A 26,374-nucleotide genomic window follows, 5' to 3' on the forward strand; every position below is an offset into this window, starting at 1 on the left:
ACCGGCTGTGCGCAGACGGGGCCGGATCGGTCAGCCCGCGCGACTGTGGCCGCGGCCACTCGCCGTGCTCGCGCGGTTGCGCTAAAATTTTCCATCATGCTAGATCCTCGCGCACGAACCCTCCTGAAAACCCTGATCGAACGGTATATCGCCGACGGTCAGCCGGTCGGCTCGCGCACGTTGTCCCGTTACTCCGGGCTCGAGCTGAGCCCGGCAACGATCCGCAACGTGATGTCCGACCTGGAGGAGCTCGGCCTCGTGTCGAGCCCGCACACGTCGGCCGGCCGCGTGCCGACGCCGCGCGGCTACCGCCTGTTCGTCGACACGATGCTGACGGTCGAGGCGCCGATCGACGCCGAAGCCGTGGCGCGCCAGGTACAGAACACGCTGCAGGCCGGCGAGCCGCAGCAGCGGGTCGTGGCGGCCGCCGCGAGCGTGCTGTCGAACCTGTCGCAGTTCGCGGGCGTCGTGCTGACGCCGCGCCGCAGCCACGTGTTCAAGCAGATCGAGTTCATGCGCCTGTCGGACAAGCGCATCCTGCTGATCATCGTCACGCCCGAGGGCGACGTGCAGAACCGGATGCTCGCGACGCCGCGCGACTATTCGCCGTCGCAGCTGACCGAGGCGTCCAACTACATCAATGCGCATTTCGCCGGGCTGTCGTTCGACGAGGTGCGCCGCCGCCTGCGTGACGAGATCGACCAGTTGCGCGGCGACATGACCACGCTGATGCACGCGGCCGTGACGGCCAGCACCGAGGTGCCCGACACCGAGGACACCGTGCTCATTTCCGGCGAGCGCAACCTGCTCGAAGTGGCGGATCTGTCGTCCGACATGGCGCGGCTGCGCAAGCTGTTCGACGTGTTCGACCAAAAGACGGGCCTCCTGCAACTGCTCGACGTGTCGAGCCACGCCCAGGGCGTGCAGATCTTCATCGGCGGCGAATCGACGCTCGTGCCGATCGAGGAGATGAGCGTCGTCACCGCTCCATACGAGGTGAACGGCCAGATCGTCGGCACGCTCGGCGTGATCGGGCCGACCCGCATGGCTTACAACCGCGTGATCCCGATCGTCGACATCACCGCGCGCCTGCTGTCGCTCACGCTGAGCCAGCAGTAACCTGGAGCGACACCGTCCCGCCATCGTGCCGCGGCGCCGCGCGCGCCGCCAGTCGGCCGAACGGCCAGCCGACCCGAGCGAGGCGGCCCGCTATAATTGAGGGCCGTCCGACTGCGTGCCCCGAGCACGTTCCTGCCCATGCGTTTCGATCTTGAGCCGCCTTCGAGCGTCGCGGCTGCCCATCGCATCGGCGTGCTGCTGATCAATCTCGGCACGCCAGACGCCCCGACGCCGCGCGCGGTGCGGCGCTATCTGGCCGAATTCCTGTCGGATCCCCGCGTCGTCGAAATCCCGCAGGTCGTCTGGCAGGTGTTGCTGCGCGCGCTGATCCTGCCGCTGCGCGGCCGCGCGTCCGCGAAGAAATACGCGGCCGTCTGGATGCCCGAGGGCTCGCCGCTGCGCGTATACACCGAGCGCCAGGCCGACGGCGTGCGCCACCTGCTGGCCTCGAACGGCTATCAGGTGACGGTCGACTACGCGATGCGCTACGGCAGCCCGAACATTGCACAGGCGCTCGCGCACTTCAAGCGTGCCGGCGTCGAGCGCGTGCTGCTGATGCCGATGTATCCGCAGTACTCGGCGTCCACCACCGCGACGGCATTCGATGCCGCGTTCGCCGCGCTCGCGCGGATGCGCAACCAGCCGGAAGTGCGCACGGTGCGGCAGTACGCCGACCATCCGGCCTACATTCACGCGCTGGCCGAGCAGGTGCGCCAGTACTGGGCGCAGCACGGCCGGCCCGATTTCGCGGCCGGCGACAAGCTGGTGCTGAGCTTTCACGGCGTGCCGAAACGCACGCTCGACCTGGGCGACCCCTATCATGACCAGTGCCAGCAGACGGGCGCGCTGCTGATGGCCGTGCTCGGGCTGTCGACGCTCGAGTGCCGCGTGACGTTCCAGTCGCGGTTCGGCAAGGCCGAGTGGCTGCAGCCGTACACGGCGCCGACGCTGCGCGAGCTCGGCGAGGCCGGCGTGCGGCGAGCGGACGTGTTCTGTCCCGGTTTTACGGCCGATTGCCTGGAGACGATCGAGGAGATCGGGATGGAGGTGCGCGACGCGTTCATCGCGGGCGGCGGCCAGGCGTTCCACCGGATTCCGTGCCTGAACGGCGCGCCCGCGTGGATCGGCGCGGTGGGCGAGATCGTCGCCGAGAATCTGCAGGGCTGGCCGGTGAAGGCCGCGCAGCCCGAAACGGTGAGTTGAACGCGATGAACTACAAGATTTCGACGGAACCCGGCGCGAAGCTGCGCATCGACAAATGGCTGTGGGCGGCCCGCTTCTTCAAGACGCGCTCGCTCGCGTCCGACGCGGTCGACAAGGGCCACGTGAAGATCGGCGGCGCGGCGGTCAAGCCGGCGAAGGACGTGCGCGTCGGCGACGAGGTCGAGATTGCGATCGATGGTGTCGTCTGGCACATTGCCGTGCTGGGCATTTGCGACGTGCGCGGGCCCGCGAGCATCGCGCAGACGCTTTACCAGGAAATGGAAGCGGGGCGCGTCGCGCGGCTCGCCGAACTGGAACGGCGCCGCACGTATCGCGAGCCGGCGGCGGAACTGCACGGCCGGCCGACCAAGCGCGACCGGCGCATCATCGACAGATTTTCTGGTGGGAGCTGAACATCTGGTCGAACGTCGCCCGCGCGCTTCCGTATTCGGTCGTGCGGTCGGTGACGGCTCCGGACAGGCAGATGGTGGTGGTGCCGGCAATCAGTACCAGCGCGACCACCGATATGGCAAAGGTCAGTTTCACGGTACTCGCCTCTCGGGACGGGTGAATGCGGCGCCAGGTGGATGTCAGGCGGCGGTCAGCTAGGGTAAACACGCTTTTCCGACGCTTCACTGGAGTGTAGTTCAGCGCCCTGTGCCGGGCTAGTACTTGCCCGGTAAGCGTTGTTACAGGCCGTTTCCGCCGATTTGGCGGCAAATGCGCGCAATCGGGCGGCATGCGGCGCGGTTGTTTCTCGGCATTGGCGAATGCCGGCGAATAACCCTCTTGAAATTGCAGTTTTCGCCCTTATTTGCCCCAACAATGTGCGGTGCCGCCGGATATACGGTCCGGCGGTTGCCGATTTGGCTTCAACCTCTAATCGACTTTCAGCGACATGGAAAACACGCAAGAGAACCCGGCTACCCAATCGGCCGAAGACATCGGCAGCGAGAAGCAGGCGGCGCAAGGCGCCGCTCCCGCCGCCGAAGCAGCCGACGCGGCGCTCGCGGACGCTCAAGCCAAGGTCGCCGAGCTGCAGGAGAGCTTCCTCCGGGCGAAGGCCGAGACCGAGAACGTGCGCCGCCGCGCGCAGGATGACGTCTCGAAGGCGCACAAGTTTGCGATCGAGAGCTTTGCCGAGCACCTGCTGCCCGTGCTGGACAGCCTCGAGGCCGCCGTCGGCGACACGTCCGGCGACATCGCGAAGGTGCGCGAAGGCGTCGAGCTGACGCTGCGCCAGCTGACGAGCGCGCTCGATAAGGGCCGTGTCGTCGCGATCAACCCGGTCGGCGAAAAGTTCGATCCGCACCAGCACCAGGCGATTTCGATGGTGCCCGCCGAGCAGGAGCCGAACACCGTCGTCACCGTGCTGCAAAAGGGCTACATGATCGCCGACCGCGTCCTGCGCCCGGCGCTCGTCACGGTCGCGCAGCCGAAGTAAGGCTGCCGCGATGGTTCCCGCCGGCGTCGATCCGGCCGCGTTCGACACGTTCGACATGCAGGCGCTCGCCGCCGACACGTTCGACGCCGGGATCGCCGGCGCCGGCGATGCACTCGCCGTGGTGTTCTTCTGGGGCGTCGACTGCTTCAACTGCGAGATCGCGAAGAAGGCGCTGCTCGCCCAGCCGGACGCGATCCGCGCGCTGGGCCTGAAGTGGTTCCATTGCAACGTGTACGAACACCATGAGCTGGGGCGCCGCTTCGGCCTGCACGGCGTGCCGACGTGGTTCTTTTTCCACCGCGGCAAGCGGCTCGGCCGCGCGACCGGCTGGCATGGCCTCGCGCAGTTCCAGGCGGCGGTGTCGGCGGCGCGCGCGAAGATCGCGGCGGCGGCCGGCGCGCCGTCGGACGGCAACGGCGGTCCGCACGATCCGGCTACCGGCGGCGATTGAAAAAATTTAATATCCGCATCGCCTGGCGGGTCTTGAAAACGGACCGGCCGGACGCATTTCGGGAACAGAGTTGAATTCTGGCGCGCGAAACCACCCAAAAACGCGGGGTTTCGCGCAGCAAACAAGCATTTCTGGAGATTAGGAAAAAATGGGAAAGATCATTGGTATTGACCTCGGCACCACGAACTCGTGCGTCGCCATCATGGAAGGCAACCAGGTCAAGGTCATCGAGAACTCGGAAGGCGCGCGCACGACGCCGTCGATCATCGCCTACATGGATGATAACGAAGTGCTCGTCGGCGCGCCGGCCAAGCGTCAGTCGGTGACCAACCCGAAGAACACGCTGTTCGCGGTGAAGCGCCTGATCGGCCGCCGCTTCGAAGAGAAGGAAGTCCAGAAGGACATCGGCCTGATGCCGTACACCATCGTCAAGGCCGACAACGGCGACGCATGGGTCGAGGCACACGGCGAGAAGCTCGCACCGCCGCAGGTTTCGGCGGAAGTGCTGCGCAAGATGAAGAAGACGGCCGAAGACTACCTCGGCGAGCCGGTCACGGAAGCCGTGATCACGGTGCCGGCGTACTTCAACGACAGCCAGCGCCAGGCGACCAAGGACGCCGGCCGCATCGCGGGCCTCGAAGTCAAGCGGATCATCAACGAGCCGACCGCGGCCGCGCTCGCGTTCGGTCTTGACAAGGTCGAGAAGGGCGACCGCAAGATCGCCGTGTATGACCTTGGCGGCGGCACGTTCGACGTGTCGATCATCGAGATCGCGGACGTCGACGGCGAAATGCAGTTCGAAGTGCTGTCGACCAACGGCGACACGTTCCTCGGCGGCGAGGACTTCGACCAGCGCATCATCGATTACATCATCGGCGAGTTCAAGAAGGAGCAGGGCGTCGACCTGTCGAAGGACGTGCTCGCGCTGCAGCGCCTGAAGGAAGCCGCTGAAAAGGCGAAGATCGAGCTGTCGTCGAGCCAGCAGACCGAAATCAACCTGCCGTACATCACGGCGGACGCGTCGGGCCCGAAGCACTTGAACCTGAAGATCACCCGCGCGAAGCTGGAAGCGCTGGTGGAAGACCTCGTCGAGCGCACGATCGAACCGTGCCGCATCGCGATCAAGGACGCCGGCGTCAAGGTGTCGGACATCGACGACGTGATCCTGGTCGGCGGCCAGACGCGCATGCCGAAGGTGCTGGAAAAGGTGAAGGAGTTCTTCGGCAAGGATCCGCGCCGTGACGTGAACCCGGACGAAGCAGTCGCAGTCGGCGCGGCGATCCAGGGCCAGGTCCTGTCGGGCGACCGCAAGGACGTGCTGCTGCTCGACGTGACCCCGCTGTCGCTCGGTATCGAGACGCTCGGCGGCGTGATGACGAAGATGATCAGCAAGAACACGACGATCCCGACGAAGCACGCCCAAGTGTATTCGACGGCGGACGACAACCAGTCGGCCGTGACGATCAAGGTGTTCCAGGGCGAACGCGAGATGGCGGCAGGCAACAAGCTGCTCGGCGAGTTCAACCTCGAAGGTATCCCGCCGTCGCCGCGCGGCGTGCCGCAGATCGAAGTGACCTTCGACATCGACGCGAACGGCATCCTGCACGTCGGCGCGAAGGACAAGGCGACCGGCAAGGAAAACAAGATCACGATCAAGGCGAACTCGGGCCTGTCCGACGCTGAAATCGACCAGATGATCAAGGACGCGGAAGCGAACGCGGCGGAAGACCACAAGCTGCGCGAGCTGGCCGATTCGCGCAACCAGGGCGATGCGCTGGTCCACAGCACGAAGAAGGCGCTCACCGAGTACGGCGACAAGCTGGACGCGGGCGAGAAGGAGAAGATCGAAGCGGCGCTGAAGTCGCTCGAGGACGTCCTGAAAGAGTCGTCGGCCGACAAGGCGGCGATCGACGCGAAGGTCGAGGAACTCGGTCAGGCTTCGCAGAAGCTCGGCGAAAAGATGTACGCCGACATGCAGGCGCAGCAGGCCGGTGCGGCCGGCGCGGCGGGTGCAGCGGAAGGCGCGGCCCACGCGGGCGGTGCTCAGCAGGCTGCCGACGACGTCGTCGACGCCGAATTCAAGGAAGTGAAGAAGGACTAAGCCGGGTTGCCATGGCACCGCACGCCGCGCGCGAGACGCGCGCGGCGCGGCTGAACAGCGGTCTGTCTTTCCCTTCCGGATGGCCGGATCGACTCCACGCCTGGCGGGCTTCGCGGCCCTCCGGGCACATTTGTTTTTTGGCGGGTGCTGCGCGAGCCGTCCGCGGACGGCGCAGCGCCAGACGAGTCGAGAGACTTTACTGCGGGCGAAAGGAGCCGCCGCGTGCGTGACGCGCGACGGCACAGTGAATCGATATGGCGAAACGGGATTACTACGAGGTTCTGGGCGTCGCAAAGAATGCGAGCGACGACGAAATCAAGAAGGCATATCGCAAGCTTGCGATGAAGTATCACCCTGACCGCAATCCGGACAGCAAGGATGCGGAAGAGCATTTCAAGGAGGCGAAGGAAGCCTATGAAATGCTGTCGGACGGCCAGAAGCGGGCGGCGTACGACCAGTACGGCCACGCGGGCGTCGATCCGAACATGGGTGGGGCGGGCGGCCAGGGTTTCGGCGGCTTCGCGGATGCGTTCGGCGACATCTTCGGCGACATCTTCGGTCAGGCCGCGGGCGGTGCCGCGCGCGGCGGCCGCGGCGGCCCGCAGGTATATCGCGGTGCCGACCTGCGCTACAGCATGGAAATCACGCTCGAGCAGGCCGCGCACGGCTACGACACGCAGATCCGCGTGCCGAGCTGGGTGTCGTGCGAAGTCTGTCACGGGTCGGGTGCGAAGCCCGGCACGAAGCCGGAAACCTGCCCGACCTGTCACGGCCAGGGCACGGTGCGCATGTCGCAGGGCTTCTTCAGCATCCAGCAGACCTGCCCGAAGTGTCACGGCACCGGCACCTACATCCCTGAACCGTGCGTGCACTGCCACGGGTCGGGCAAGGTGAAGGAAACCAAGACGCTCGAAGTGAAGATCCCGGCCGGCATCGACGACGGGATGCGGATCCGCTCGGCCGGCAACGGCGAGCCGGGCATCAACGGCGGGCCGCCGGGCGACCTGTACGTCGAGATCCACATCAAGCCGCACTCGGTGTTCGAGCGCGACGGCGACGATCTGCACTGCCAGATGCCGATCCCGTTCACGACCGCCGCACTCGGCGGCGAGATCGAGGTGCCGACGCTGGCCGGCCGTGCGTCGTTCCCGGTGCCGGAAGGCACGCAGTCGGGCAAGACGTTCCGCCTGCGCGGCAAGGGGATCAAGGGTCTGCGTTCGAGCATCGCGGGCGATCTGTACGTGCACGTGCAGGTCGAGACGCCCGTGAAGCTGACCGACCAGCAGCGCGACCTGCTCAAGCAGTTCGAGAAGTCGCTGGCCGAGGGCGGTGCGCGTCACAGCCCGCAGAGCAAGAGCTGGTTCGACCGGGTGAAGAGCTTCTTCGAGTAACGGCATGACTGAAGGCAACGAGAGCGCGTCGTTCGCGCTCTTGGACGATTGCGACTCGACCGCGTCCGCGCGGTCGAGCCGGTTGTATTCCGGTTTCGTGCGCGAACGCGTATGCACGGATCCGGCACGGCTCGACGAAGTCGATGCGGCGGTGGCGCAGGATCTGCGTGACGGGCTGCATGCGGTCGTCGTCGGCGATTACGAATTCGGACGCAATCTGGAAAGAGCGCAGCCGGGCCATGCCCCGCTGCGCTTTTTGCTGTATGCGCGCTGCGAACGCCTGTCGCGCGACGAAGTCGACGCGTGGCTCGCGCGGCAGGATGGCGGCGGCCCGCCGTCGATCGCGGGCGTCGCGCACGTCGCGAAGAGCGTGTCGCGCGACGCGTTCGACGCGGCGATCTCAGCGGTGCACGACGCGCTGCGCGCGGGCGATTCGTACCAGATCAACTACACGTACCGGCTGAATTTCGACATGTTCGGCACGCCGCCGGCGCTGTACCGGCGGCTGCGTGCGCGTCAGCCCGTGCGTTACGGCGCGCTGATCGCACTGCCCGACGGCGCGTGGGTCGTGTCGTGCTCGCCGGAGTTGTTCGTCGAGAGGCATGGCGACGTGCTGCGCGCGCGGCCGATGAAGGGCACCGCGCCGCGCGCTGCCGATCCGCGCGACGATGCGGCGGCGGCCGCGTTTCTTGCGAACGATCCGAAGAACCGCGCGGAAAACGTGATGATCGTCGACCTGCTGCGCAACGACGTGTCGCGGATCGCGCGCACGGGCACGGTCAAGGTGCCGGCGCTGTTCTCGGTCGAGCCGTATGCGTCGGTGTGGCAGATGACGTCGACGGTCGAGGCCGGCTGGCGCGACGGCACCACGTTCGCGCAGATGCTGCGCGCGCTGTTTCCGTGCGGATCGATCACCGGCGCGCCGAAGCACAAGACGATGGAACTGATCGACGCGATCGAGTCGACGCCGCGCGGCCTCTACACGGGCGCGATCGGCTGGCTCGATGCGCTGAAGGAAGACCGGTCGACAGGCGATGCGTCGTCCGACGGCGCGGCCGGCTGCGGCGATTTCTGCCTGTCGGTCGCGATCCGGACGCTGACGCTCGAAGCGGTCGGTGTCGATGCCGCCGCGACGATCGACGCGCGCGACGCGGCAACGGCCGCTGCCGGCCGGCGGCGCGGCACGATGGGCGTCGGCGCGGGCATCGTGCTCGACAGCGTCGCCGCCGACGAATATGCGGAGTGCGAATTGAAAGCGCGATTCCTGACCGACGCCGATCCCGGCTTCCAGCTGTTCGAAACCACGGCCGCGACGCGTGCGGACGGCATCCGGCATTTCGAGCGCCATCTTGCGCGGCTGCAGCGCAGCGCGGATGCGTTCGGTTTTCGCTTCGACGCCGAGGCGTTGCGCCGCGAGGTCGGCGCGCGCTGTGCGGCGCTCGACGGCGACGGCCCGTACCGGATGAAACTCGCGCTCGCGAAGGACGGCACGGTCGACATCACGGCAGCCGTGCTGAAGCCGCTGCCTGCGGGGCCGGTCGGCGTGATGCTCGCGTCCGCGCACGGCTTCGCACCGACCCGCACGGACGACGCGCTGCTGCTGCACAAGACGACGCGCCGTGCCGAATACGACCGTGCATGGCAGGCGGCGGAAGCACTCGGCGGCTTCGACATGCTGTTCGTCAATGAACGCGGCGAGGTGACGGAAGGCGGGCGCTCGAACCTGTTCGTGAAGCTCGACGGCCGGTGGGTGACGCCGCCGCTGGCGAGCGGCGTGCTGCCGGGCGTGATGCGCGGCGTGCTGCTCGACGACCGCGCGTTCGGCGCGGTGGAACGTGTCGTCATATGCGACGACCTTGCGCGCGCGGAAGCGCTGCTGCTGACCAATGCATTGCGCGGCGCGCTCGACGCGGTATTGAAGTGACACGATGACCGATCGGGCCGCAAACCCGAGCCGGCGCCGCCGAGATTCGGCAACACGGCATCCAATCAAAAAAGCGCGGCGCCCCGCGAAGGGCGCCGCGCTTTTTTGTATCGGGACGGCGCCGGCGAACGAGCCGCCGGCCGCACGTCAGAACGAGTGTTCCGGACCGGGGAACGAGCCGTCCTTTACCGCGCGCACATAGGCTTCGACGGCCGCCTGGATGGTCGGCTGGCCCTGCATGAAATCCTTCACGAAGCGCGGACGCTTGCCGGGGAAAATGCCGAGCATGTCGTGCAGCACGAGCACCTGGCCCGAGCAGTCGGCGCCGGCGCCGATGCCGATCGTCGGAACGCGCAGCATGTGCGTGACCTCGGAGCCGATGAGGGTCGGCACGGCCTCGAGCAGGACGGCCTGCGCGCCGGCTTCCTCGACCGCGCGCGCGTCGCGCAGCAGTTGCGCGGCGCCGGCCTCGGTCTTGCCCTGTACCTTGAAGCCGCCGAACGCGTGCACGGACTGCGGCGTGAGGCCCACGTGCGCGCACACGGGCACCGCGCGTTCGACGAGGAAGCGGATCGTCTCGGCGAGCCATTCGCCGCCTTCGAGCTTGATCATCTGCGCACCGGCGCGCATCAGCTTGACGGCGCTCGCGAATGCCTCGGCCGGCGTGCCGTACGTGCCGAACGGCAAATCGGCCATGATCAGCGCGCGCGGCTGCACGCGCGCGACGCACGCGGTGTGGTATGCGATGTCGTCGAGCGACACGGGCAGCGTGGTCGTGTGGCCCTGCAGCACGTTGCCGAGCGAATCGCCGATCAGCAGCACGTCGACGCCCGAGCGATCGAGCAGCGACGAAAAGCTCGCGTCGTAGCAGGTGAGCATCGCGATCTTCTCGCCGGCGTCGCGCATTGCCTGCAGCTTGGGCACCGTGACGGCAGGCCGGCTCGATTCCTGGAGATAGGTCATGGGAAATCCGGTTCGATGGTGAAAACGACGGGCGAGGACGCGTCAGCGCGTCGTTTCGCCCTTGACGAAGAATTCCTTGCGGCCGCGCATCGTCTCGATGCGTTCGACCAGCAGCGCGAGGTCTTCGGGGGAATCCAGCGGGTTCAGGTGTTCGGCTGCGACCGTCAGTACCGGCGTGCGGTCGTAGTGATAGAAGAATTCGTTGTACGCGTCGACGAGCGAGCGCAGGTACGCGTCGCTGATCTGCAGCTCCATCGGCAGCCCGCGCTTCTGGATGCGCGAGAACAGCACCTCGGGGCTCGCCTGAAGGTAGACGACGAGATCGGGCGCGGGGGCCTGCGGCACGTCGAGGTGGGTCGCGATCGACCGGTACAGCTGCCATTCGTCTTCCGGCAGGTTCAGCCGCGCGAAGATGTCGTTCTTCTGCGGCATGAAATCGGCGACGACGGGCCGGCCCGTGTCGAGCGCGCCGATCAGTTCGCGCGCCTGCTGCGCGCGCTGCAGCGCGAACGACAGCTGCGCGGGCAGCGCGTAGCGCGCGGTATCGCGGTAGAAGCGTTCGAGGAACGGGTTGTCCTGCGGGCGTTCGAGCAGCATCTGCATCGACCAGCGCTCGCCGAGCAGGCGCGCGAGCGTCGTCTTGCCGACGCCGATCGGGCCTTCGATCACGAGATAGCGATGCGGGGCGCGCAGGTCGGGGGCGGTGACGGTCAGCGGAGTGGTGTTCATCGACAGGGGTTCTTGTCGGCGTCTGCGCCGGCGGCAAGGGCCTTCTGCATCAGGCATTGACAGGTCTGCACCTTCTCGACGCGCTGGTCGGCGACCGCGGCGAGGAACGCATCGGCGCGGCCGCGCGCGGGGATGTCGAGCGCCGGCTCGATTTCGACGAGCGGCACGAGCGCGAATGCGCGGTCGGTGAGGCGCGGATGCGGGACGATCAGGTCGGGTTCGTCGATCGAATCGGTGCCGAACAGCAGGATGTCGAGGTCGAGCGTGCGCGGCGCGTTGCGATACGGGCGCTCGCGCCCGAAGTGATGTTCGATCTTCTGGCAGAGCGCGAGCAGCTCCCGGGCCGACAGCGTCGTGTCGAGCTTGACGACGCAGTTGTAGTAATCGTCGCCGCCCGCTTCGAAGGGCGCCGTGCGATACAGGCTCGATTTGCCGAGGATCGAGATGGTGCGCTGCTGCGCAAGGCACACCACCGCGTCCTTCAGGGTCTGGCGCGCATCGCCGAGATTCGCCCCCAGTCCGATATATGCAACCGTCATGGCATCACTTCCTACGTCGTTCGCCGCCGAGCGCGTCAGTCGTCGGAACCGCCTGCGGTGTCCGGCGCCTGCTCGGCTGCGCCTTCGCCCGGCTTGCGGTTTCGCGCACCGCCGCGGCGGCGCCGCTTGCGGGGCGATTTTTCCTTCGAGCCGCCCTGCGTGAGCAGGGCCTCGCGGGCGGCTGCGTCGCCTTCGATGAAATCCGTCCACCACTGTCCGACTTCCGCATCGAGCTCGCCGGATTCGCAGCGTAACAGGAGGAAATCATACCCCGCTCTAAACCTTTGGTGTTCCAGCAGCCGCATCGCGCTGCGGCCCGAGCGTTTTTCCAGGCGCAGCTGCAGGCCCCAGATCTCGCGCATGTCGGCCGAATAGCGCTTGTGGATCGCGAGCTTCTCGGTCTGCATGTCGAGCACGTCGTCCATCGCGCGATGGAGCGCCGGCACCGGGATTTCGCCTTCGGCCGTGTATTGCTCGAAGCGCTGGCGCATGTCGTGCCACAGCAGCGTCGCGAACAGGAAGCCCGGCGACACCGGCTTGCCGGCGCGCACGCGCGCATCGGTGTTGTTCAGCGCGAGCGTGATGAACTTCTCGCCCTGCGGCTGTTCCAGCACCACGTCGAGGAGCGGCAGCAGCCCGTGGTGCAGGCCTTCCTTGCGAAGCTGCTTCAGGCACGCGAGCGCATGGCCCGACAGCAGCAGCTTCAGCATTTCGTCGAACAGGCGCGCGGCCGGCACGTTGTTGATCAGGTCGGCGAGCGCGTTGATCGGCTCGCGCGTGTGCGGCTCGATCTCGAAGCCGAGCTTCGCCGCGAAGCGCACGACGCGCAGCATCCGCACCGGATCCTCGCGATAGCGCGTGGCCGGGTCGCCGATCATCCGCAGCAGGCGGGCGCGCACGTCGGCCATCCCGTCGTGGTAGTCGAGCACCGTCTGCGTCGACGGGTCGTAGTACATCGCGTTGATCGTGAAGTCGCGGCGCGCGGCGTCTTCGTGCTGCTCGCCCCACACGTTGTCGCGCAGCACGCGGCCGCTCGCGTCCACCGCGTGCGTGCGGCGGTCGAGCTCGTCGCGCTTCAGGCGTTTCGGCGGCTCGGCCGCGGCGGCTTCGGGCGGGGCGTCGACCAGCGCGCGGAACGTCGACACCTCGATCAGTTCCTGGCCGAACTGCACGTGGACGATCTGGAAGCGGCGGCCGATCAGGCGTGCACGGCGGAACAGGCGCTGCACCTCGGTCGGCGTCGCGTCGGTCGCGACGTCGAAGTCCTTCGGCGCGATGCCGAGCAGCAGGTCGCGCACCGCGCCGCCGACGATGAATGCGCGAAAGCCCGCCTGCTGCAGCGTGTCGGTCACGCGCACCGCGTTCTTCGAGATCAGCGACGGGTCGATCCGGTGCACGCTGGCCGGCACGACGGTCGGTTCGTGATTGCCGCGCGGCTTTTTGGCGCTCGCGCCGCGGCTGCCCTTTGCGGGGCGCGAGGCAGGGGCCGTGTCGGCGGCGGGCGCCTCGACGGGCGACGTTTGTTCGGCGCCGTCCTGGCCGAGCAGCTTGCGAATGAATTTTTTGATCACGACGTTCAGAAAAGATCGAGGATGCGCCAGCCGCGGTCGCTTGCATGCGCACGCAGCGTGTCGTCGGGGTTGGTCGCGATCGGGTCGGTGACTTTCTCGAGCAACGGGATGTCGTTGTGCGAGTCGCTGTAGAAGTAGCTGTGTTCGAAGTCGTCCCAGTGCTTGCCGAGCGACGCGAGCCATGCTTCGGTGCGCACGATCTTGCCTTCGCGATAGCTCGGCGTGCCGGTCGGCCGGCCCGTGTACGGCGAGTCGGGGTGCCCGTCGGTCGTTTCGACCTCGCACGCGATCAGCGTGTCGACGCCGAACGCGGTCGCGATCGGACGCGTGATGAATTCGTTGGTCGCGGTCACGACGCAGCACAGGTCGCCGGCATCGAGGTGCTTGCGCACGAGCTCGAGCGCGGCGGGCGTCATCGCGGGGCGGATCACCTCGTGCATGTATTGCTCGTGCCATTGCGCGAGCTGCGCGCGCGAATACTTCGCGAGCGGCGTGAGCATCGCGCACAGGTACGCATGGATGTCGAGCTTGCCGGCCTTGTAGTCGGCGAAGAACTGATCGTTCTGACGCGAGAAGCTTTCCGCGTCGACGATGCCGAGCTTCACCATGAAGCGGCCCCATTCGTGGTCGCTATCGGTCGGGATCAGCGTGTGATCGAGGTCAAAGAGTGCCAGATTAGTCATGGAAGGGCATTTTACTCGAAGCGGTTCGGGCCTGTGCCCGGTGGTGCGATGTCGTCGCCGGGGCGGGCCAGCATCCGGCGCAGCAGCGGCAGCGTGACGGCGCGTTTCTGCTCGAGCGAGAAGCGGTCGAGCGCGTCGAGCAGCGCCATCAGGCTCGGCATGTCGCGGCGGAAATGGGTCAGCAGGTACGCGGCGATGTCGTCGGTGAGCGCGATCCCGCGCTCCTTCGCCGCCAGTTTCAGCACGGCGATCTTGCCGGCGTCGGACGGCGGCGACAGGTGGAACACGAGCCCCCAGCCGAGGCGCGTGCGCAGATCCTCGCGCACGTCGAGCGCGAGCGGCGCCGCGGGGCCTGCCGCGACGAACGCGCTCGACGGGTGCGCGCGGACCTCGTTGAACAGGTTGAACAGCGCGACCTGCTGCGTGTCGCTCATCCGGTCGCAGTCGTCGATCGCGTAGATGCCGATGCGCGGGTCGAACGTGAACGCGCCGAGCGGGCTCTGCGGCGTCAGGTAGCGCGCGTAGCCGTACGACGCATCGCTCACGAGCGCCTGCAGCAGGTGGGTGCGGCCGCTGCCGGGCTCGCCCCAGATGTAGAACGACCGGTCCGGCACGGGCCCCGCCGCGAGCGCGAGGTCGAGCTTCTGGAGCCGCGAGATGAGCTCGTCGTTCTCCTCGTTCATGATGAAGTTGTCGAACGTGGCCGGCGGCGGCGTGCCGAGATCGAGCGTCAGTTGACGGGACACAACAGTCACAATGCGGGTCGGTTGATGAAGCGCGCGCCGAACGCCGGGCACGCGCGGGGGGCTGCTCCGGTGCCTGCACACGCGGCCGCACGCACGGCGGCGCGCGGGTTCCGGCGCGGCTCGCGTAGCGAAGAAAACGGGGACGTGTCGACCAAGATGCAATCCCTGACGATTCGGTGCTGGGAATTCCGGCCAACGGGCCGGCTTCGGGTAAAATCGCATTTTACCGACCTTCTCGCATTCCCCCATGAATCCTCCGAAATCCGCTCCCGACGCTCAGGGTCTGTCCTACCGCGACGCAGGCGTCGACATCGACGCGGGCGACGCGCTCATCGACAAGATCAAGCCTTTTGCGAAGAAAACCCTGCGCGACGGCGTGCTCGGCGGCATCGGCGGGTTCGGCGCGCTGTTCGAAGTGCCGAAGAAGTACAAGGAGCCGGTGCTCGTGTCGGGCACCGACGGCGTGGGCACCAAGCTCAAGCTGGCCTTTCATCTGAACAAACACGACACCGTCGGCCAGGATCTCGTCGCGATGAGCGTGAACGACATCCTCGTGCAGGGTGCCGAGCCGCTGTTCTTCCTCGACTACTTCGCGTGCGGCAAGCTCGACGTCGACACGGCCGCCACGGTCGTCAAGGGCATCGCGCACGGCTGTGAACTGTCGGGATGCGCGCTGATCGGCGGTGAAACGGCCGAAATGCCGGGCATGTACCCGGACGGCGAATACGACCTGGCCGGTTTCGCGGTCGGCGCGGTCGAGAAGAGCAAGATCATCGACGGCAGCACGATCGCCGAAGGCGATGTCGTGCTCGGCCTCGCGTCGAGCGGCATCCACTCGAACGGCTTCTCGCTCGTGCGCAAGATCATCGAGCGCGCGAACCCCGATCTGTCGGCCGATTTCCACGGCCGCTCGCTGGCCGACACGCTGATGGCGCCGACGCGCATCTACGTGAAGCCGCTGCTCGCGCTGATGCAGAAGCTGTCGGTGAAGGGCATGGCCCACATCACCGGCGGCGGCCTCGTCGAGAACATTCCGCGCGTGCTGCGCGAAGGCCTCACGGCCGAGCTCGACCAGAACGCATGGCCGCTGCCGCCGCTGTTCAAGTGGCTGCAGGAGCACGGCGGCGTCGCCGACGCGGAAATGCACCGCGTGTTCAACTGCGGGATCGGGATGGCCGTGATCGTGTCGGCGGCGGACGCAGACGCGGCGATCGCCGACCTGACGGCCGCCGGCGAACAGGTGTGGAAGATCGGCACCGTGCGTGCGAGCCGTGAAGGCGAGGCGCAGACGGTCGTGGTCTGACGCACCGCAGGCAGGATGCAGCAAGGAAAGCCGCCCGGAGTCGATCCGGGCGGCTTTTTTTTCTGGCGCGGCCTGGCGTAGCGGCACGCCGCCGAAGGAGGAGCGACGATGACCGAAGACGAACGCGCGATTCGCGACCTGGTGGAAACCTGGTTCGTGTCGAGCCGGCGCGGCGATCTGGCGACCGTGCTCGACCTGATCGCCGACGACGCGATTTTCATGGTGGCCGGCAAGCCGCCGTTCGACAAGGCGGCGTTCGCGGCCGCGTCGCGCGACGCGAACGCGGCGACGGGCAACGGGCCGAAGGTCGACGGCCGTTACCGGATCGACGAACTGCGTGTGATGGGCGACTGGGCGTACTTGCGCAATTTCCTCGAGATCGACGTGACGCCGCCGGGGGGGGGGCGACACCGTGCGCCGCTCCGGCCACACGCTGACGATCTTCCGCAAGCGGGATGGCCGCCGGCAGCTCACGCGCGACGCGAATCTCGTGACGCTCGCGCACTGAGCGCGGCCGCGTGAGTGCTTCCGGGCGGCTGGCCGGACCGTATGCGGGGAATCAGGCCGGCAGGCGGTCGTCCAGCACGCGTTCGAGCGTGTCGAGTGCCTGCGCCGTCGAATCCGGCGCGACGCAGTCGACGACGAGCCGCTCCGGCATCGCGCGCAGCCACGTGATCTGCCGTTTGCACAGCTGGCGCGTCGCGAAGATGCCCTTGTCGCGCATGGTCCGGTAGTCGGTGTCGCCGTCGAGGAATTCCCATGCCTGCCGGTAGCCGACGCAGCGCATCGACGGCAGGCCGAGATGCAGATCCTCGCGGCGGCGCAGCCGTTCGACCTCGTCGATGAAGCCCGCGTCGAGCATCGCGTCGAAGCGTTGGGCGATGCGCGCGTGCAGCACCGCGCGGTCCGACGGTTCGAGCGCGACCGGAACGAAGCGGTACGCGGCGGCCTCGTCGTCCGCGCGCCGCGGCGCGGCGAGCAGCACCGACATCGGCTGACCGCTCAACAGGAACACTTCGAGCGCCCGCTGGATCCGCTGCGAATCGTTCGGCGCGAGCCGCGCGGCCGTCGCGGGGTCGACCTGCGCGAGCCGTGCATGCAGGGCGGGCCAGCCGTCGCGCGCGGCGTCGGCGTCGAGCGCCGCGCGCACGGCCGGATCGGCGGTCGGCAGGTCGTTGAGACCCTGCGTCAGCGCCTTGTAGTACAGCATCGTGCCGCCCGCGAGCAGCGGCGTGCGGCCGCGCGCGGCGATCTCGCCGATCAGGCGCAGCGCGTCCGCGCGGAATTCGGCCGCCGAATACGCATCGGCCGGGTCGATGATGTCGATCAGGTGGTGCGGCACGCTCGCGCGCTCGTCGCGCGTCGGTTTCGCGGTGCCGATATCCATGTCGCGGTAGACGAGCGCCGAATCGACGCTGACGATCTCGATCGGACGGCGCGCGGCGAGCGCCAGTGCGGCGGCCGTCTTGCCCGACGCGGTGGGGCCGAGCAGGCAGGCGATCGTCGTTGGCGGGGATTGCAGTGAAGCGCTCATTGCCCGCGCATGAAGAGGCGGTCGAGATCGTTCAGCGTGAGCTGATACCACGTCGGCCGGCCGTGATTGCATTGATCCGCGCGTTCGGTCGCTTCCATCTGGCGCAGCAGCGCGTTCATCTCGTCGAGCGTCAGGCGCCGGTTTGCGCGCACCGCGTGGTGACACGCGAGCGTGCCGAGCAGTTCGTGCTGGCGCTCGGTGAGCACGCGCGAGCCGCCGAACGCGTGCAGGTCGGCGAGCACGGCGCGTGCGAGCGATTGAAGGTCTGCGTCCTTCAGCAGCGCGGGCACCGCGCGGATCGCGAGCGTCGTCGGCGACAGCACCGCGAGGTCGAAGCCGAGCGATTCGAGCGTGTCGCGTTCTTCCTCGACCGTGCCGATCTCGACCGGCGTCGCCGTCATCGATATCGGCAGCAGCAGCGACTGCACGGCGACCGTGCGGTCGGCCAGCGCGTTCTTGAACTGTTCGTACAGGATCCGTTCGTGCGCCGCGTGCATGTCGACGATCACAAGGCCGTGCGCGTTCTGCGCGAGCACGTAGATCCCGTGGATCTGGCCAAGCGCGAAGCCGAGCGGCTGCTCGTCGTGCGCGCCGGCAGCGAGCGGGGTCGCCGTGAAACCCGGCAGCGGCGCGACCGGTGCATCCGCCGCATCGCGCGCGACGATCGTCGCGCCGTCCGGCGTGCCCGCGCCCGTGTCCTTGCGGCCGAACAGCGCGTCGTAGAGGGCGAGCGGCTGCGCGACCGGCAGCGTGCCTTGCGTCATGCGTGCCTGGCGCATCCACGTGTTGCCCGCCGACGATGGCGACGACGGCGACGAGAAACCGCTGCCGCCCGTGCCGGCGGCCGCGCCCTGGCCAAGCGGCGTATTCAGGAACGACGTGGGACCGCCCGGCGCCGGTGAGAGTTGCGCGGCATGGCCACCCGCGGTGGTTTCCGGCGACGCGCCGGCATGGCGCGCGAGTGCGCGCTGCACCGCGTGGAAGACGTACTGGTGGATCGAGCGCGAATCGCGGAAGCGCACTTCGATCTTCGACGGGTGCACGTTCACGTCGACCGCTTCGGGCGGCAGGTCGAGGAACAGCACGTACGACGGGTAGCGGTCGCCGTGCAGCACGTCCTCGTACGCCGCGCGCACCGCGTGCGTGAGCAGCTTGTCGCGCACGAAGCGGCCGTTGACGAAGAAGTATTGCTGGTCCGCGCGGCCGCGGCTCGCGGTCGGCAGGCCCGCGCAGCCGTAGACGGCGAGCGGCCCGGCCTGCTCGTCGAGCGGCAGGTGCGCGGTCGCGAAGCCGTCGCCGAGGATCTTCGCGACGCGCTGCGCGGGCTCGGTCGCGTTCCAGTGCTCGACGGCCTTGCCGTTGTGCAGCACCGAGATCGCGACGTCCGGCCGCGCGAGCGCCGCGCGGCGGATCATTTCGAGGCAGTGGCCGAACTCCGTCTGCTCGCTTTTCAGGAACTTGCGGCGCGCGGGCGTGTTGAAGTACAGCTCGCGCACCTCGATCGTCGTGCCGACCGCGCCGGCGGCCGGCGACAGCGCGCCCGTGGTCGCGTCGATCTTCGTCGCATGCGCGACGTCGGCTGTGCGGCTCGTGATCGACATCTCGGCCACCGACGCGATCGACGCGAGCGCTTCGCCGCGGAACCCGAGCGTCGCGACCGCCTCGAGCTCCTCGAGCGAGCGGATCTTGCTCGTCGCGTGGCGCATCAGCGCGAGCGGCAACTCGCCGGGCGGAATCCCGCAGCCGTCGTCGGTGATCGAGATGCGCTTGACGCCGCCTTCCTCGAGCACGATGCGCAGCGTCGTCGCGCCGGCGTCCATCGCGTTCTCGAGCAGTTCCTTGACGACCGACGCCGGGCGTTCGACGACCTCGCCGGCGGCGATCTGGCTGATCAGCTGGTCGGGCAGGGGCTGGATCGCGCGCAGCGGGCGCGGAGCGGGGGCGGGCACGGCGCCCGCGGCCGTTTCGGTGATGTCGGACATGGCCGAATTATAGCGAGGCGGCGGGCGAGTGCCGGCGCCGTGGTCGGTTACGCTTTTTCACGGAGCCTTAAGGGACTTTCGGTATGATGACTGCGTCTCGCGCACCGCCTTGTCCGGTGGTGCGCTTCCGCATTCTCCGGCCGTTCCGGCCTTTTCGCCTTCGAGGAATCGCATTTGGATACGCTGCTTCATTTCGTCAACCTGGTCCTGCATATCGACGCGTTCCTCGGCGACTTCATCCGGCAATACGGCGCGTGGGTATATCTGGTGTTGTTCCTGATCGTGTTCTGCGAGACGGGGCTCGTCGTGTTGCCGTTCCTGCCCGGCGATTCGCTGCTGTTCATCGGCGGCGCGTTCGCGGCGACGGGCGACATGAATGTCGGCGCGCTGATCGTGCTGCTGCTCGTCGCGGCGATTGCCGGCAACACCGTGAACTACGTGATCGGCCGCTGGATCGGCCCGAAGGTGTTCAATACCCATATCCCGGTGCTCGAGCGCTTCCTTGACCGCGCGGCGCTGGAGAAGACCCACTCGTTCTACGACAACCACGGCGGCAAGACGATCGTGCTCGCGCGCTTCATCCCGGTCGTGCGCACGTTTGCACCGTTCGTGGCCGGCGCGTCGTCGATGAGCTTCGCGCGCTTCCAGCTGTTCAACGTGATCGGCGCGCTGGTCTGGGTGCTGCTGCTGGTGCTGCTCGGCTACTTCTTCGGCAATATCCCGTTCATTCGCCAGTATTTGAACGTGATCGTGCTGGTGGGGATCGGCGCGGCGATCGTGCCGGTCGCGTTCGGCGCGCTGTGGAAGCTGGTGCGCGGGCGGCGCTCGGATAATGCGCCGAAGACGGGCGGGCGCTGAGCCGGCACGGTTTCGTTTCTTCGCAATAAAAGCGTGGCGGCTGTGAGCTGCCACGCTTTTTTTTCGTCCGTGCGGTTCAGGTATTGCGATGCGAGATCGGCGTTTCGGGCGTCGGGTATTGCGCGTCGCGGAACGTCTCGAGGATCACGCGGTTGGTATCGCAGTACACCTGCCAGTAGTTCTCCGGCTGCGTCGACGGGCGCACGAACAACAGCGGGCCTTCCGGCGTGAACTGCAGCACGCCGACGTCCGGCGCCGGCACTTTCATCACGTTCGGGATCAACTGGATCTGCGTCTTCAGGCGGTTGATCGCATCGACCGCGTCGACGCTGTTCGCGATCTTCGCGGTCAGGTCGACGCGGCGATGCGGCGTCGCGCTGTAGTTCGCGATGTTGTCCGAGAAGATCTTGTTGTTGCCGACGATCGTCACGATGTTGTCGGGCGTGATGATCGTCGTGCCGAACAGGCCGAGTTCCTTCACGGTGCCCGTGACGCCGCCCGCGCTGATCACGTCGCCGATCTTGAACGGGCGCAGCACCTGCATGAACACGCCGGCGGCAAAGTGTGCGAGCAGGCCGCCCCAGGCGGTGCCGATCGCGAGGCCGAGGCCCGCGAGCAGCGCGGCGAACGACGTGGTCTGCACGCCGAAGATCTGCAGGATCGCGAGGATCAGCAGGATCGTCAGCAGCACGCTGACGACCGAGGTCAGGTAGTCGGTTAGCGTCGGGTCGACCTTGCCGCTGCGGCGCACGACCTTGCCGAGCAGGCGGGTGGCGATGCGGATCGCCCAGCGGCCGATGAACCACAGGACGATCGCGGCGAGGAGGTTGAGGCCGAAGTCGAGGCCGCGGGTCATCAGGAATTGCTGGGCGGTGGCTAGGTTCGGCATGGGGGCTCCGCGGTTACGTGAATCCGGCAGTTTAAAGGGGAATTTGGTCTGATTGTTACCGGATTTTACAGGCTCGACGGCAATAACTTCCGGATCTGCATTGCGCGACGAAGGGGCGGTATTTTTTTACTGCGGCAGCAGATTCGTTGCGCAAATCGAAAGCATGTATAGAAGCGTTAACAGGTTTAAGCGTAATGAAGTTTTCTTGGATGTAAGCTGGTACAATGCGGCGCCTCGGTAGATTGAGGTGATTTAAAAATTCAGGAGCGTTGGACAAAAGAGTTCACCGCACGCGGGGCGCAAACGATAAAAGTTGAACCGGGGTTGGGTATGGCAGAGCCGCCAAACGGAGATTCCAGGCTGGGCGAAGCATTCGCTATTCAGCGAAGAGTCGTTTATGCATTGTTTTTGCGCGAACTGAAGACTCGGTTCGGCAAGCATCGGCTCGGGTATCTGTGGGTGTTTCTGGAGCCCATCGTTCACATGCTCGTGTTGTTCGCAATCCTCGGATTGATTGCGAAACATACAATGCCCGGTATTTCGTTTCCGGTATTTCTCATCTGCGGCCTGGTGCCGTACTTCATGTTCATCAACATCGCCCTGCGATCGTTGAACGCGCTGGAGGCCAACCTGGGATTGCTGAGCTATCGTCCGGTGCACCCGCTGGACACATTGATCGCGCGTGCGGGTCTCGAATGCATTATCAGCGCTGTCGTACTGGTTGTATTGCTGGTTATTCTCGGGCTCGGCGGGCAGCCGGTTCAGTTGGGTGATATTCCGGAACTCGCCGGAATTTGGGCGGTACTTGCGATACTCGGGCTGGGTATTGGGATCATCTTCATGGTTATCGGTCATGAGTTCCCGGTCAGCGAGAAGGTCATCCCGTTGTTCATGCGTCCCCTTTATTTCACCAGTGCGGTGATGTATCCGCTGACGACCATTCCGGCGGAATACCGTGGCTGGGTGCTGTGGAATCCTCTCGTTCATATTCTCGAGTTATTGCGGCATACGATCGTGCCGGCATACGCGGTCGAAAACGTCGGTCTTGCATATCCGGCGTTCTGCGCACTGGTCGTTCTATTTGCCGGCTTGGCCCTGTACAAGGCCCGTGAACCATCCCTGCTGCGATCATGATCCGACTCGAGAATCTAACCAAATCGTACAAAACCCCGTCCGGTCGACATTACGTATTCAAGGACGTCAATGTCGAAGTGCCATCGGGGAAAAGTATTGGTTTGATCGGACGTAATGGCGCCGGCAAGAGCACGCTGCTCAGCATCATCGGCGGTATCGATCGGCCCGATCGCGGCCGGGTGGTGACGAACAGGCGCATTTCGTGGCCGGTCGGCCTCGCGAACGGATTTCAAAGCAGCATGACGGGACGCGAGAACGTCAAGTTCGTCGCGCGCCTGTACGCGAGCAAGGGCGAACTGGCGGAAAAGGTGCAGTTTGTCGCCGACTTCTGCGAACTCGGCAAGTTCTTCGACATGCCGATCCGCAGCTACTCCACCGGCATGCGAGCGCGATTGGGCTTTGGGTTGTCGATGGCGTTCGACTTCGATTACTACGTGATTGACGAAGTGACGGCGGTCGGTGATGCCGTTTTCAGAAAAAAAAGCGAGGCATTGATGATGGCCAGGCGCGCCGTCAGCCAGTTCATTTTTGTGTCGCATGGCCTCGACGAGGTGAGTCGAGTCTGCGATGTCGGATTGCTGATCGGCAACGGGAAGGTCACGTACTACCCCGACGTGAATGAGGCAATCGAAGTTTACAAGCAAGAAAACAATGTCTGATTGGTTGGGGAAGCTGCGTGGACATCGGCTGCAGGTAGCGCTCGTCGCGGTGCCGCTCGTCCTTTGCGGGTTGTACCTGGGGCTGGTTTCCCGGGATCGCTACGTGAGTGAATCGCAGGTGCTGGTCAAGGACTCCGGGCGTTCCGTCGGCACGGGGCTGAATATCCAGGCACTGCTTGGAGGGGGCGGGGATGCATCGGCGCGCGATGACGCGGTCGTGCTCAAGCAGTACATCGAATCGCCGGACATGCTGGCGAAGGTGGATGCGCGGCTGAACCTGAAGGAAGCGTTCGGCCATGTCGGACTCGACCTGCTCAACCGGCTTTCGCCGCACGCCACGCGCGAGGAAGCGCTGAAGTACTACCTGCGGCGTGTCAGCGTTGACGTAGACGACAAGACGGGGCTTTTGACGATTCGGACACAAGGCTTGTCGCCGGCTTTCGCGCAGACGTTCAATCGAGCGTTGCTGAGCGAAAGCGAAACTTTCCTGAACGAGTTGTCGCATCGCATTTCGCGCAACGACATGCTTTTTGCGCGTGAGGAAATCGACCGCTCGTATGACGAAGTCAAGACGGCACGCGATGCGGTGATCGCATTCGAGAACAAGACCGGCATGCTGGACCCGACGGCGAGTGCCGAAGCTGGCGGGCGCATGGTGGTCGAAATGCAGTCGAAGCAGGCTGAACTCGAAGCGGAATTGCGCAACCTGCAGACGTACATGAATGACGACGCGCCGCCGGTCGTAGCCAAGCGTAACGCGTTATCGGCGCTGGTCGCGCAGATTGCCGTCGAGCGGGCCAAGCTCAGTGCACCGGGCGACGGCAAGATGAACCGTACGGCGGCGCAGTATGCGGAACTCAAGTCCCGTCTCCAGTTCGCGACCGACCTGTACAAGGTATCGCTGTCGACTTTCGAAAAGGCCCGGATCGAATCGGGACACAAGGCAAAGAGCCTGTCCGTGATCGTGACGCCCAACCTCCCGGAAGAGGCCGAGTACCCGCGCAAGCTTCACATCATGATGTCCCTTGTTGTTGGACTGTTGCTGTTGTTCGGCGTCGTGAGACTGGCGCAAGCGATTGTCGAAGATCACCGGACGTAAAACGGATGCGACTGCTGCCGGGATTTCGTATCGGGGTGGCAGCGCGCACGAACTTGAATGGCTGGTACAGAGTCGTTGCCATTGACGGGGTGGCGAATGCAAACAGGCATCGACGAATGCAAATATTGAGATGATCAATCTATCAAGAGGCCGAAAGGCATTGGTTGCCCTGATTTTGGGCGTCGCGAGCACGGCGGGTTGGGCCGGGTTCAACGATGCGCTGTTCGGGCTCTCCGGAACCGACAGCGATAGTGGCTCGACGTCGTCCAAGGCTGCTGCTGACGGCGGACAGCACGGTGGCGCTTCGACTGGTTTCGGGTATAACCCCGCCGACGTAGCGGCCGGGGCGATGATGCTTCAAGGCGTCAAGGTGTCGCGTCAGCAAGGCGGGCCGGGAGGTACGGCTCCGAGTCCGGTCGACGTGAGTGTCGCCCCGCAGGCGCCGAACAGCATGTTCGGCTCTCAATTGTTTGGCGGAACATTCCACAACAGCCGGGGGACGGGATTCAATCCGGGTTATCAGGTCAGCATTGGAGATGCCGTTACGCTGCGGATGTGGGGTGCTTTTGCATTCGACGGCCAGCTGACCGTCGATCCGCAAGGAAATATCTTCGTGCCGAATGTCGGGCCAGTCACGGTCGCGGGTGTCCGGAATGCCGATCTGAACGCGCGTGTGCTGAATGAAGTGCGCAAGGTCTACAAGGCAAACGTGAACGTCTATGCCAGCCTTGACGTCGCGCAACCGGTGAAGGTGTTCGTCACGGGATATGTCAAGCAGCCGGGCATGTATGGCGGCATCGCGTCGGAAAGCATCCTGTCCTACCTCGACAAGGCCGGTGGCGTCGACGTTGACCGGGGCAGCTATGTCGACGTGATGGTCAAGCGCGGCGGGGTGGTGCGCAAGCGCTTCAACCTGTACGACTTCTTGTTGAATGGCGAGATCGATCAGTTGCAACTGGGCGACGGTGACGTGATCGTCGTCGGACCGCGCGAACACGTCTTCACGGTACGAGGCGAGGTCTACAACGCATACGACTTCGAATTCGCCACGCCGGTCATTACGCTGCAGCAGGCGCTTGCAGTCGCGCGTCCGAAACCGGGCGCAACGCATGTCAGTATCGTGCGCCGCCAGGGCACCGAGCGGACCACCGAGTATTACGCCATTTCGAACGCGTCGAACGTGAGGCTCAACGACGGCGATCAGCTCATGGTCACCTCGGATCGCTACGCCGGCACGATTCAGGTGCGTGTCGAGGGGGCCCATTCCGGAGAGCACGCATTGGTGCTCCCGTATGGTTCGACGATGGCGCAGGTGCTGGGCCGGATTCGCGCCAATCCGCTGTCACGGGTGGACGAGGCCCAGTTGTTCCGCAAGTCGGTCGCGGACCGGCAAAAGGAAATGCTGGGTGTCGAACTGCAAAAGCTTCAGGAGGCGGCGTTGTCCGCGCCGTCCGCCACGAGCGAGGAGGCCAATCTGCGCTCGAAGGAAGCCGAGAACATCACGAAGTTTGCTGCGCTCGCGAGCAAGACCGAGTTCAAGGGGCAGGTCGTACTCAACGAGCAGACGATGGGCAACGTGATTCTCGAGGACGGCGATGTCATCAACATCCCCGAAAGAACCAGTGTCGTCATGGTGCATGGAGAGGTGCTTTTCCCGAACGCGGTTGAATGGCAATCGGGCATGACGGCAAGTGACTATGTCGCGCACGTCGGCGGATACACGCAGAAGGCCGACAACAGCAAGATCATCGTGATTCATCAGAACGGCAAGGCCGAACTGGCCGACAGCGGTACGAAGGTCGAGACCGGCGATGAGCTCATGGTGTTGCCGAAGGTGAAGTCGAAGAGTATCGAGATCACGCGCGGGATCACGCAGATCCTGTATCAGATGGCAGTGGCGGCGAAGCTGATCTTCTGGTGATGGTTGCAGCACGTCACATGACGCGTAGAGAGCGCGTCATGTGACACCGAGAGGGCCGCGGGCGGTTCGTTGGCACGAGCGCACCGGCAGATTGCTCCTTCGGGGGCTCGTAAAATAATAGCAACGATAAT

At 65.8% G+C, this 26,374-nt stretch carries 24 protein-coding genes and 1 pseudogene; 15 read left to right on the plus strand and 10 right to left on the minus strand.

The features are described 5' to 3' along the window. Positions 1 to 96: 96 nt before the first annotated feature. From hrcA to DIE22_RS08275, 3 genes are all read left to right on the plus strand, one after another. Positions 97 to 1,119 (plus strand): heat-inducible transcriptional repressor HrcA, encoded by a 1,023-nt coding sequence (gene hrcA / locus DIE22_RS08260; RefSeq protein WP_011544637.1) that lies wholly within the window; start codon positions 97 to 99, stop codon positions 1,117 to 1,119. A 138-nt stretch (positions 1,120 to 1,257) separates the two neighbouring features. Further along, positions 1,258 to 2,322: a ferrochelatase gene (gene hemH / locus DIE22_RS08270; protein ID WP_124498257.1), complete on the plus strand. Its 1,065-nt coding sequence runs from the start codon at positions 1,258 to 1,260 to the stop codon at positions 2,320 to 2,322. A 5-nt stretch (positions 2,323 to 2,327) separates the two neighbouring features. After that, positions 2,328 to 2,735, plus strand: coding sequence for an RNA-binding S4 domain-containing protein (locus DIE22_RS08275; protein WP_124604846.1), 408 nt, complete (start codon positions 2,328 to 2,330; stop codon positions 2,733 to 2,735). Here the strand turns inward: DIE22_RS08275 and DIE22_RS38125 are convergent. Then, a complete protein-coding gene (locus DIE22_RS38125; protein WP_006476841.1) occupies positions 2,707 to 2,868 on the minus strand; it encodes a hypothetical protein in 162 nt (53 codons plus the stop codon). The genes DIE22_RS08275 and DIE22_RS38125 overlap by 29 nt on opposite strands. Positions 2,869 to 3,220: 352 nt before the next feature. On the opposite strand from DIE22_RS38125, the gene grpE reads away from it, so the two are divergent. The 5 genes from grpE (at position 3,221) to DIE22_RS08305 (ending at position 9,633) form a co-directional block, all read left to right on the plus strand. Further along, the gene (grpE, locus tag DIE22_RS08285; RefSeq protein WP_124498258.1) at positions 3,221 to 3,766 is read left to right on the plus strand and encodes a nucleotide exchange factor GrpE; all 546 of its coding nucleotides are present in this window, start codon (positions 3,221 to 3,223) and stop codon (positions 3,764 to 3,766) included. A 10-nt stretch (positions 3,767 to 3,776) separates the two neighbouring features. After that, positions 3,777 to 4,217 (plus strand): thioredoxin family protein, encoded by a 441-nt coding sequence (locus DIE22_RS08290; protein ID WP_124498259.1) that lies wholly within the window; start codon positions 3,777 to 3,779, stop codon positions 4,215 to 4,217. Between the two features lie 148 nt (positions 4,218 to 4,365). Continuing rightward, entirely contained in the window at positions 4,366 to 6,318 is a 1,953-nt protein-coding gene (gene dnaK / locus DIE22_RS08295; protein WP_124498260.1) for a molecular chaperone DnaK, read from the plus strand. A gap of 254 nt (positions 6,319 to 6,572) precedes the next feature. Beyond that, positions 6,573 to 7,709, plus strand: coding sequence for a molecular chaperone DnaJ (dnaJ, locus tag DIE22_RS08300; protein WP_011656039.1), 1,137 nt, complete (start codon positions 6,573 to 6,575; stop codon positions 7,707 to 7,709). Positions 7,710 to 7,713: 4 nt separating this feature from the next. Continuing rightward, positions 7,714 to 9,633 (plus strand): chorismate-binding protein, encoded by a 1,920-nt coding sequence (locus DIE22_RS08305; RefSeq protein WP_124498261.1) that lies wholly within the window; start codon positions 7,714 to 7,716, stop codon positions 9,631 to 9,633. A 147-nt stretch (positions 9,634 to 9,780) separates the two neighbouring features. Here DIE22_RS08305 and panB read toward each other — a convergent pair whose 3' ends face one another. The 6 genes from panB to hda are packed head-to-tail and all read right to left on the minus strand — an operon-like array spanning position 9,781 to position 14,864. Next, positions 9,781 to 10,596, minus strand: a complete 816-nt coding sequence (panB, locus tag DIE22_RS08310; protein ID WP_124498262.1) for a 3-methyl-2-oxobutanoate hydroxymethyltransferase — start codon at positions 10,594 to 10,596, stop codon at positions 9,781 to 9,783. Positions 10,597 to 10,638: 42 nt separating this feature from the next. Then, positions 10,639 to 11,325, minus strand: a complete 687-nt coding sequence (locus DIE22_RS08315) for a deoxynucleoside kinase (RefSeq protein ID WP_124498263.1) — start codon at positions 11,323 to 11,325, stop codon at positions 10,639 to 10,641. Further along, positions 11,322 to 11,864: a 2-amino-4-hydroxy-6-hydroxymethyldihydropteridine diphosphokinase gene (gene folK, locus DIE22_RS08320; protein ID WP_124498264.1), complete on the minus strand. Its 543-nt coding sequence runs from the start codon at positions 11,862 to 11,864 to the stop codon at positions 11,322 to 11,324. The genes DIE22_RS08315 and folK overlap by 4 nt, the downstream gene beginning before the upstream one ends. Positions 11,865 to 11,899: 35 nt before the next feature. Continuing rightward, positions 11,900 to 13,435, minus strand: coding sequence for a polynucleotide adenylyltransferase PcnB (pcnB, locus tag DIE22_RS08325; RefSeq protein WP_124498265.1), 1,536 nt, complete (start codon positions 13,433 to 13,435; stop codon positions 11,900 to 11,902). Between the two features lie 5 nt (positions 13,436 to 13,440). Further along, positions 13,441 to 14,118 (minus strand): HAD family phosphatase, encoded by a 678-nt coding sequence (locus DIE22_RS08330; protein ID WP_124498266.1) that lies wholly within the window; start codon positions 14,116 to 14,118, stop codon positions 13,441 to 13,443. 11 nt (positions 14,119 to 14,129) lie between these two features. Continuing rightward, a complete protein-coding gene (gene hda / locus DIE22_RS08335; RefSeq protein WP_006760485.1) occupies positions 14,130 to 14,864 on the minus strand; it encodes a DnaA regulatory inactivator Hda in 735 nt (244 codons plus the stop codon). A gap of 247 nt (positions 14,865 to 15,111) precedes the next feature. Between hda and purM the strand changes: the two genes are divergently transcribed. Both purM and DIE22_RS08345 read left to right on the plus strand, forming a co-directional pair. After that, positions 15,112 to 16,167, plus strand: coding sequence for a phosphoribosylformylglycinamidine cyclo-ligase (gene purM / locus DIE22_RS08340; protein ID WP_057926698.1), 1,056 nt, complete (start codon positions 15,112 to 15,114; stop codon positions 16,165 to 16,167). 108 nt (positions 16,168 to 16,275) lie between these two features. After that, positions 16,276 to 16,675: pseudogene (locus DIE22_RS08345) on the plus strand (YybH family protein). A gap of 51 nt (positions 16,676 to 16,726) precedes the next feature. Here DIE22_RS08345 and miaA read toward each other — a convergent pair. Together miaA and mutL are read right to left on the minus strand one after the other, a co-directional pair. Continuing rightward, positions 16,727 to 17,701, minus strand: coding sequence for a tRNA (adenosine(37)-N6)-dimethylallyltransferase MiaA (miaA, locus tag DIE22_RS08350; RefSeq protein ID WP_124498269.1), 975 nt, complete (start codon positions 17,699 to 17,701; stop codon positions 16,727 to 16,729). After that, positions 17,698 to 19,683, minus strand: coding sequence for a DNA mismatch repair endonuclease MutL (mutL, locus tag DIE22_RS08355; protein WP_124498270.1), 1,986 nt, complete (start codon positions 19,681 to 19,683; stop codon positions 17,698 to 17,700). The genes miaA and mutL overlap by 4 nt, the downstream gene beginning before the upstream one ends. A 174-nt stretch (positions 19,684 to 19,857) precedes the next feature. On the opposite strand from mutL, the gene DIE22_RS08360 reads away from it, so the two are divergent. Then, complete coding sequence (locus DIE22_RS08360) at positions 19,858 to 20,541, plus strand: DedA family protein (RefSeq protein ID WP_124498271.1); 684 nt, start codon at positions 19,858 to 19,860, stop codon at positions 20,539 to 20,541. A 76-nt stretch (positions 20,542 to 20,617) separates the two neighbouring features. Here the strand turns inward: DIE22_RS08360 and DIE22_RS08365 are convergent, their stop codons facing one another. Further along, complete coding sequence (locus DIE22_RS08365; protein WP_124498272.1) at positions 20,618 to 21,430, minus strand: mechanosensitive ion channel family protein; 813 nt, start codon at positions 21,428 to 21,430, stop codon at positions 20,618 to 20,620. Between the two features lie 330 nt (positions 21,431 to 21,760). Between DIE22_RS08365 and DIE22_RS08370 the strand changes: the two genes are divergently transcribed. The 4 genes from DIE22_RS08370 (at position 21,761) to DIE22_RS08385 (ending at position 26,243) form a co-directional block, all read left to right on the plus strand. Next, positions 21,761 to 22,564: an ABC transporter permease gene (locus tag DIE22_RS08370; RefSeq protein ID WP_124604847.1), complete on the plus strand. Its 804-nt coding sequence runs from the start codon at positions 21,761 to 21,763 to the stop codon at positions 22,562 to 22,564. Next, positions 22,561 to 23,223 (plus strand): ABC transporter ATP-binding protein, encoded by a 663-nt coding sequence (locus DIE22_RS08375; protein ID WP_124604848.1) that lies wholly within the window; start codon positions 22,561 to 22,563, stop codon positions 23,221 to 23,223. The genes DIE22_RS08370 and DIE22_RS08375 overlap by 4 nt, the downstream gene beginning before the upstream one ends. Continuing rightward, complete coding sequence (locus DIE22_RS08380; RefSeq protein WP_124604849.1) at positions 23,216 to 24,322, plus strand: lipopolysaccharide biosynthesis protein; 1,107 nt, start codon at positions 23,216 to 23,218, stop codon at positions 24,320 to 24,322. The genes DIE22_RS08375 and DIE22_RS08380 overlap by 8 nt, the downstream gene beginning before the upstream one ends. Positions 24,323 to 24,482: 160 nt before the next feature. After that, on the plus strand, positions 24,483 to 26,243 hold the full coding sequence (locus DIE22_RS08385) for a polysaccharide biosynthesis/export family protein (RefSeq protein ID WP_260426627.1): 1,761 nt from the start codon (positions 24,483 to 24,485) through the stop codon (positions 26,241 to 26,243). Positions 26,244 to 26,374: the final 131 nt, after the last annotated feature.

The organism is Burkholderia sp. Bp9142 (genome assembly GCF_003853415.1).
Taxonomy (GTDB): Bacteria; Pseudomonadota; Gammaproteobacteria; order Burkholderiales; family Burkholderiaceae; genus Burkholderia.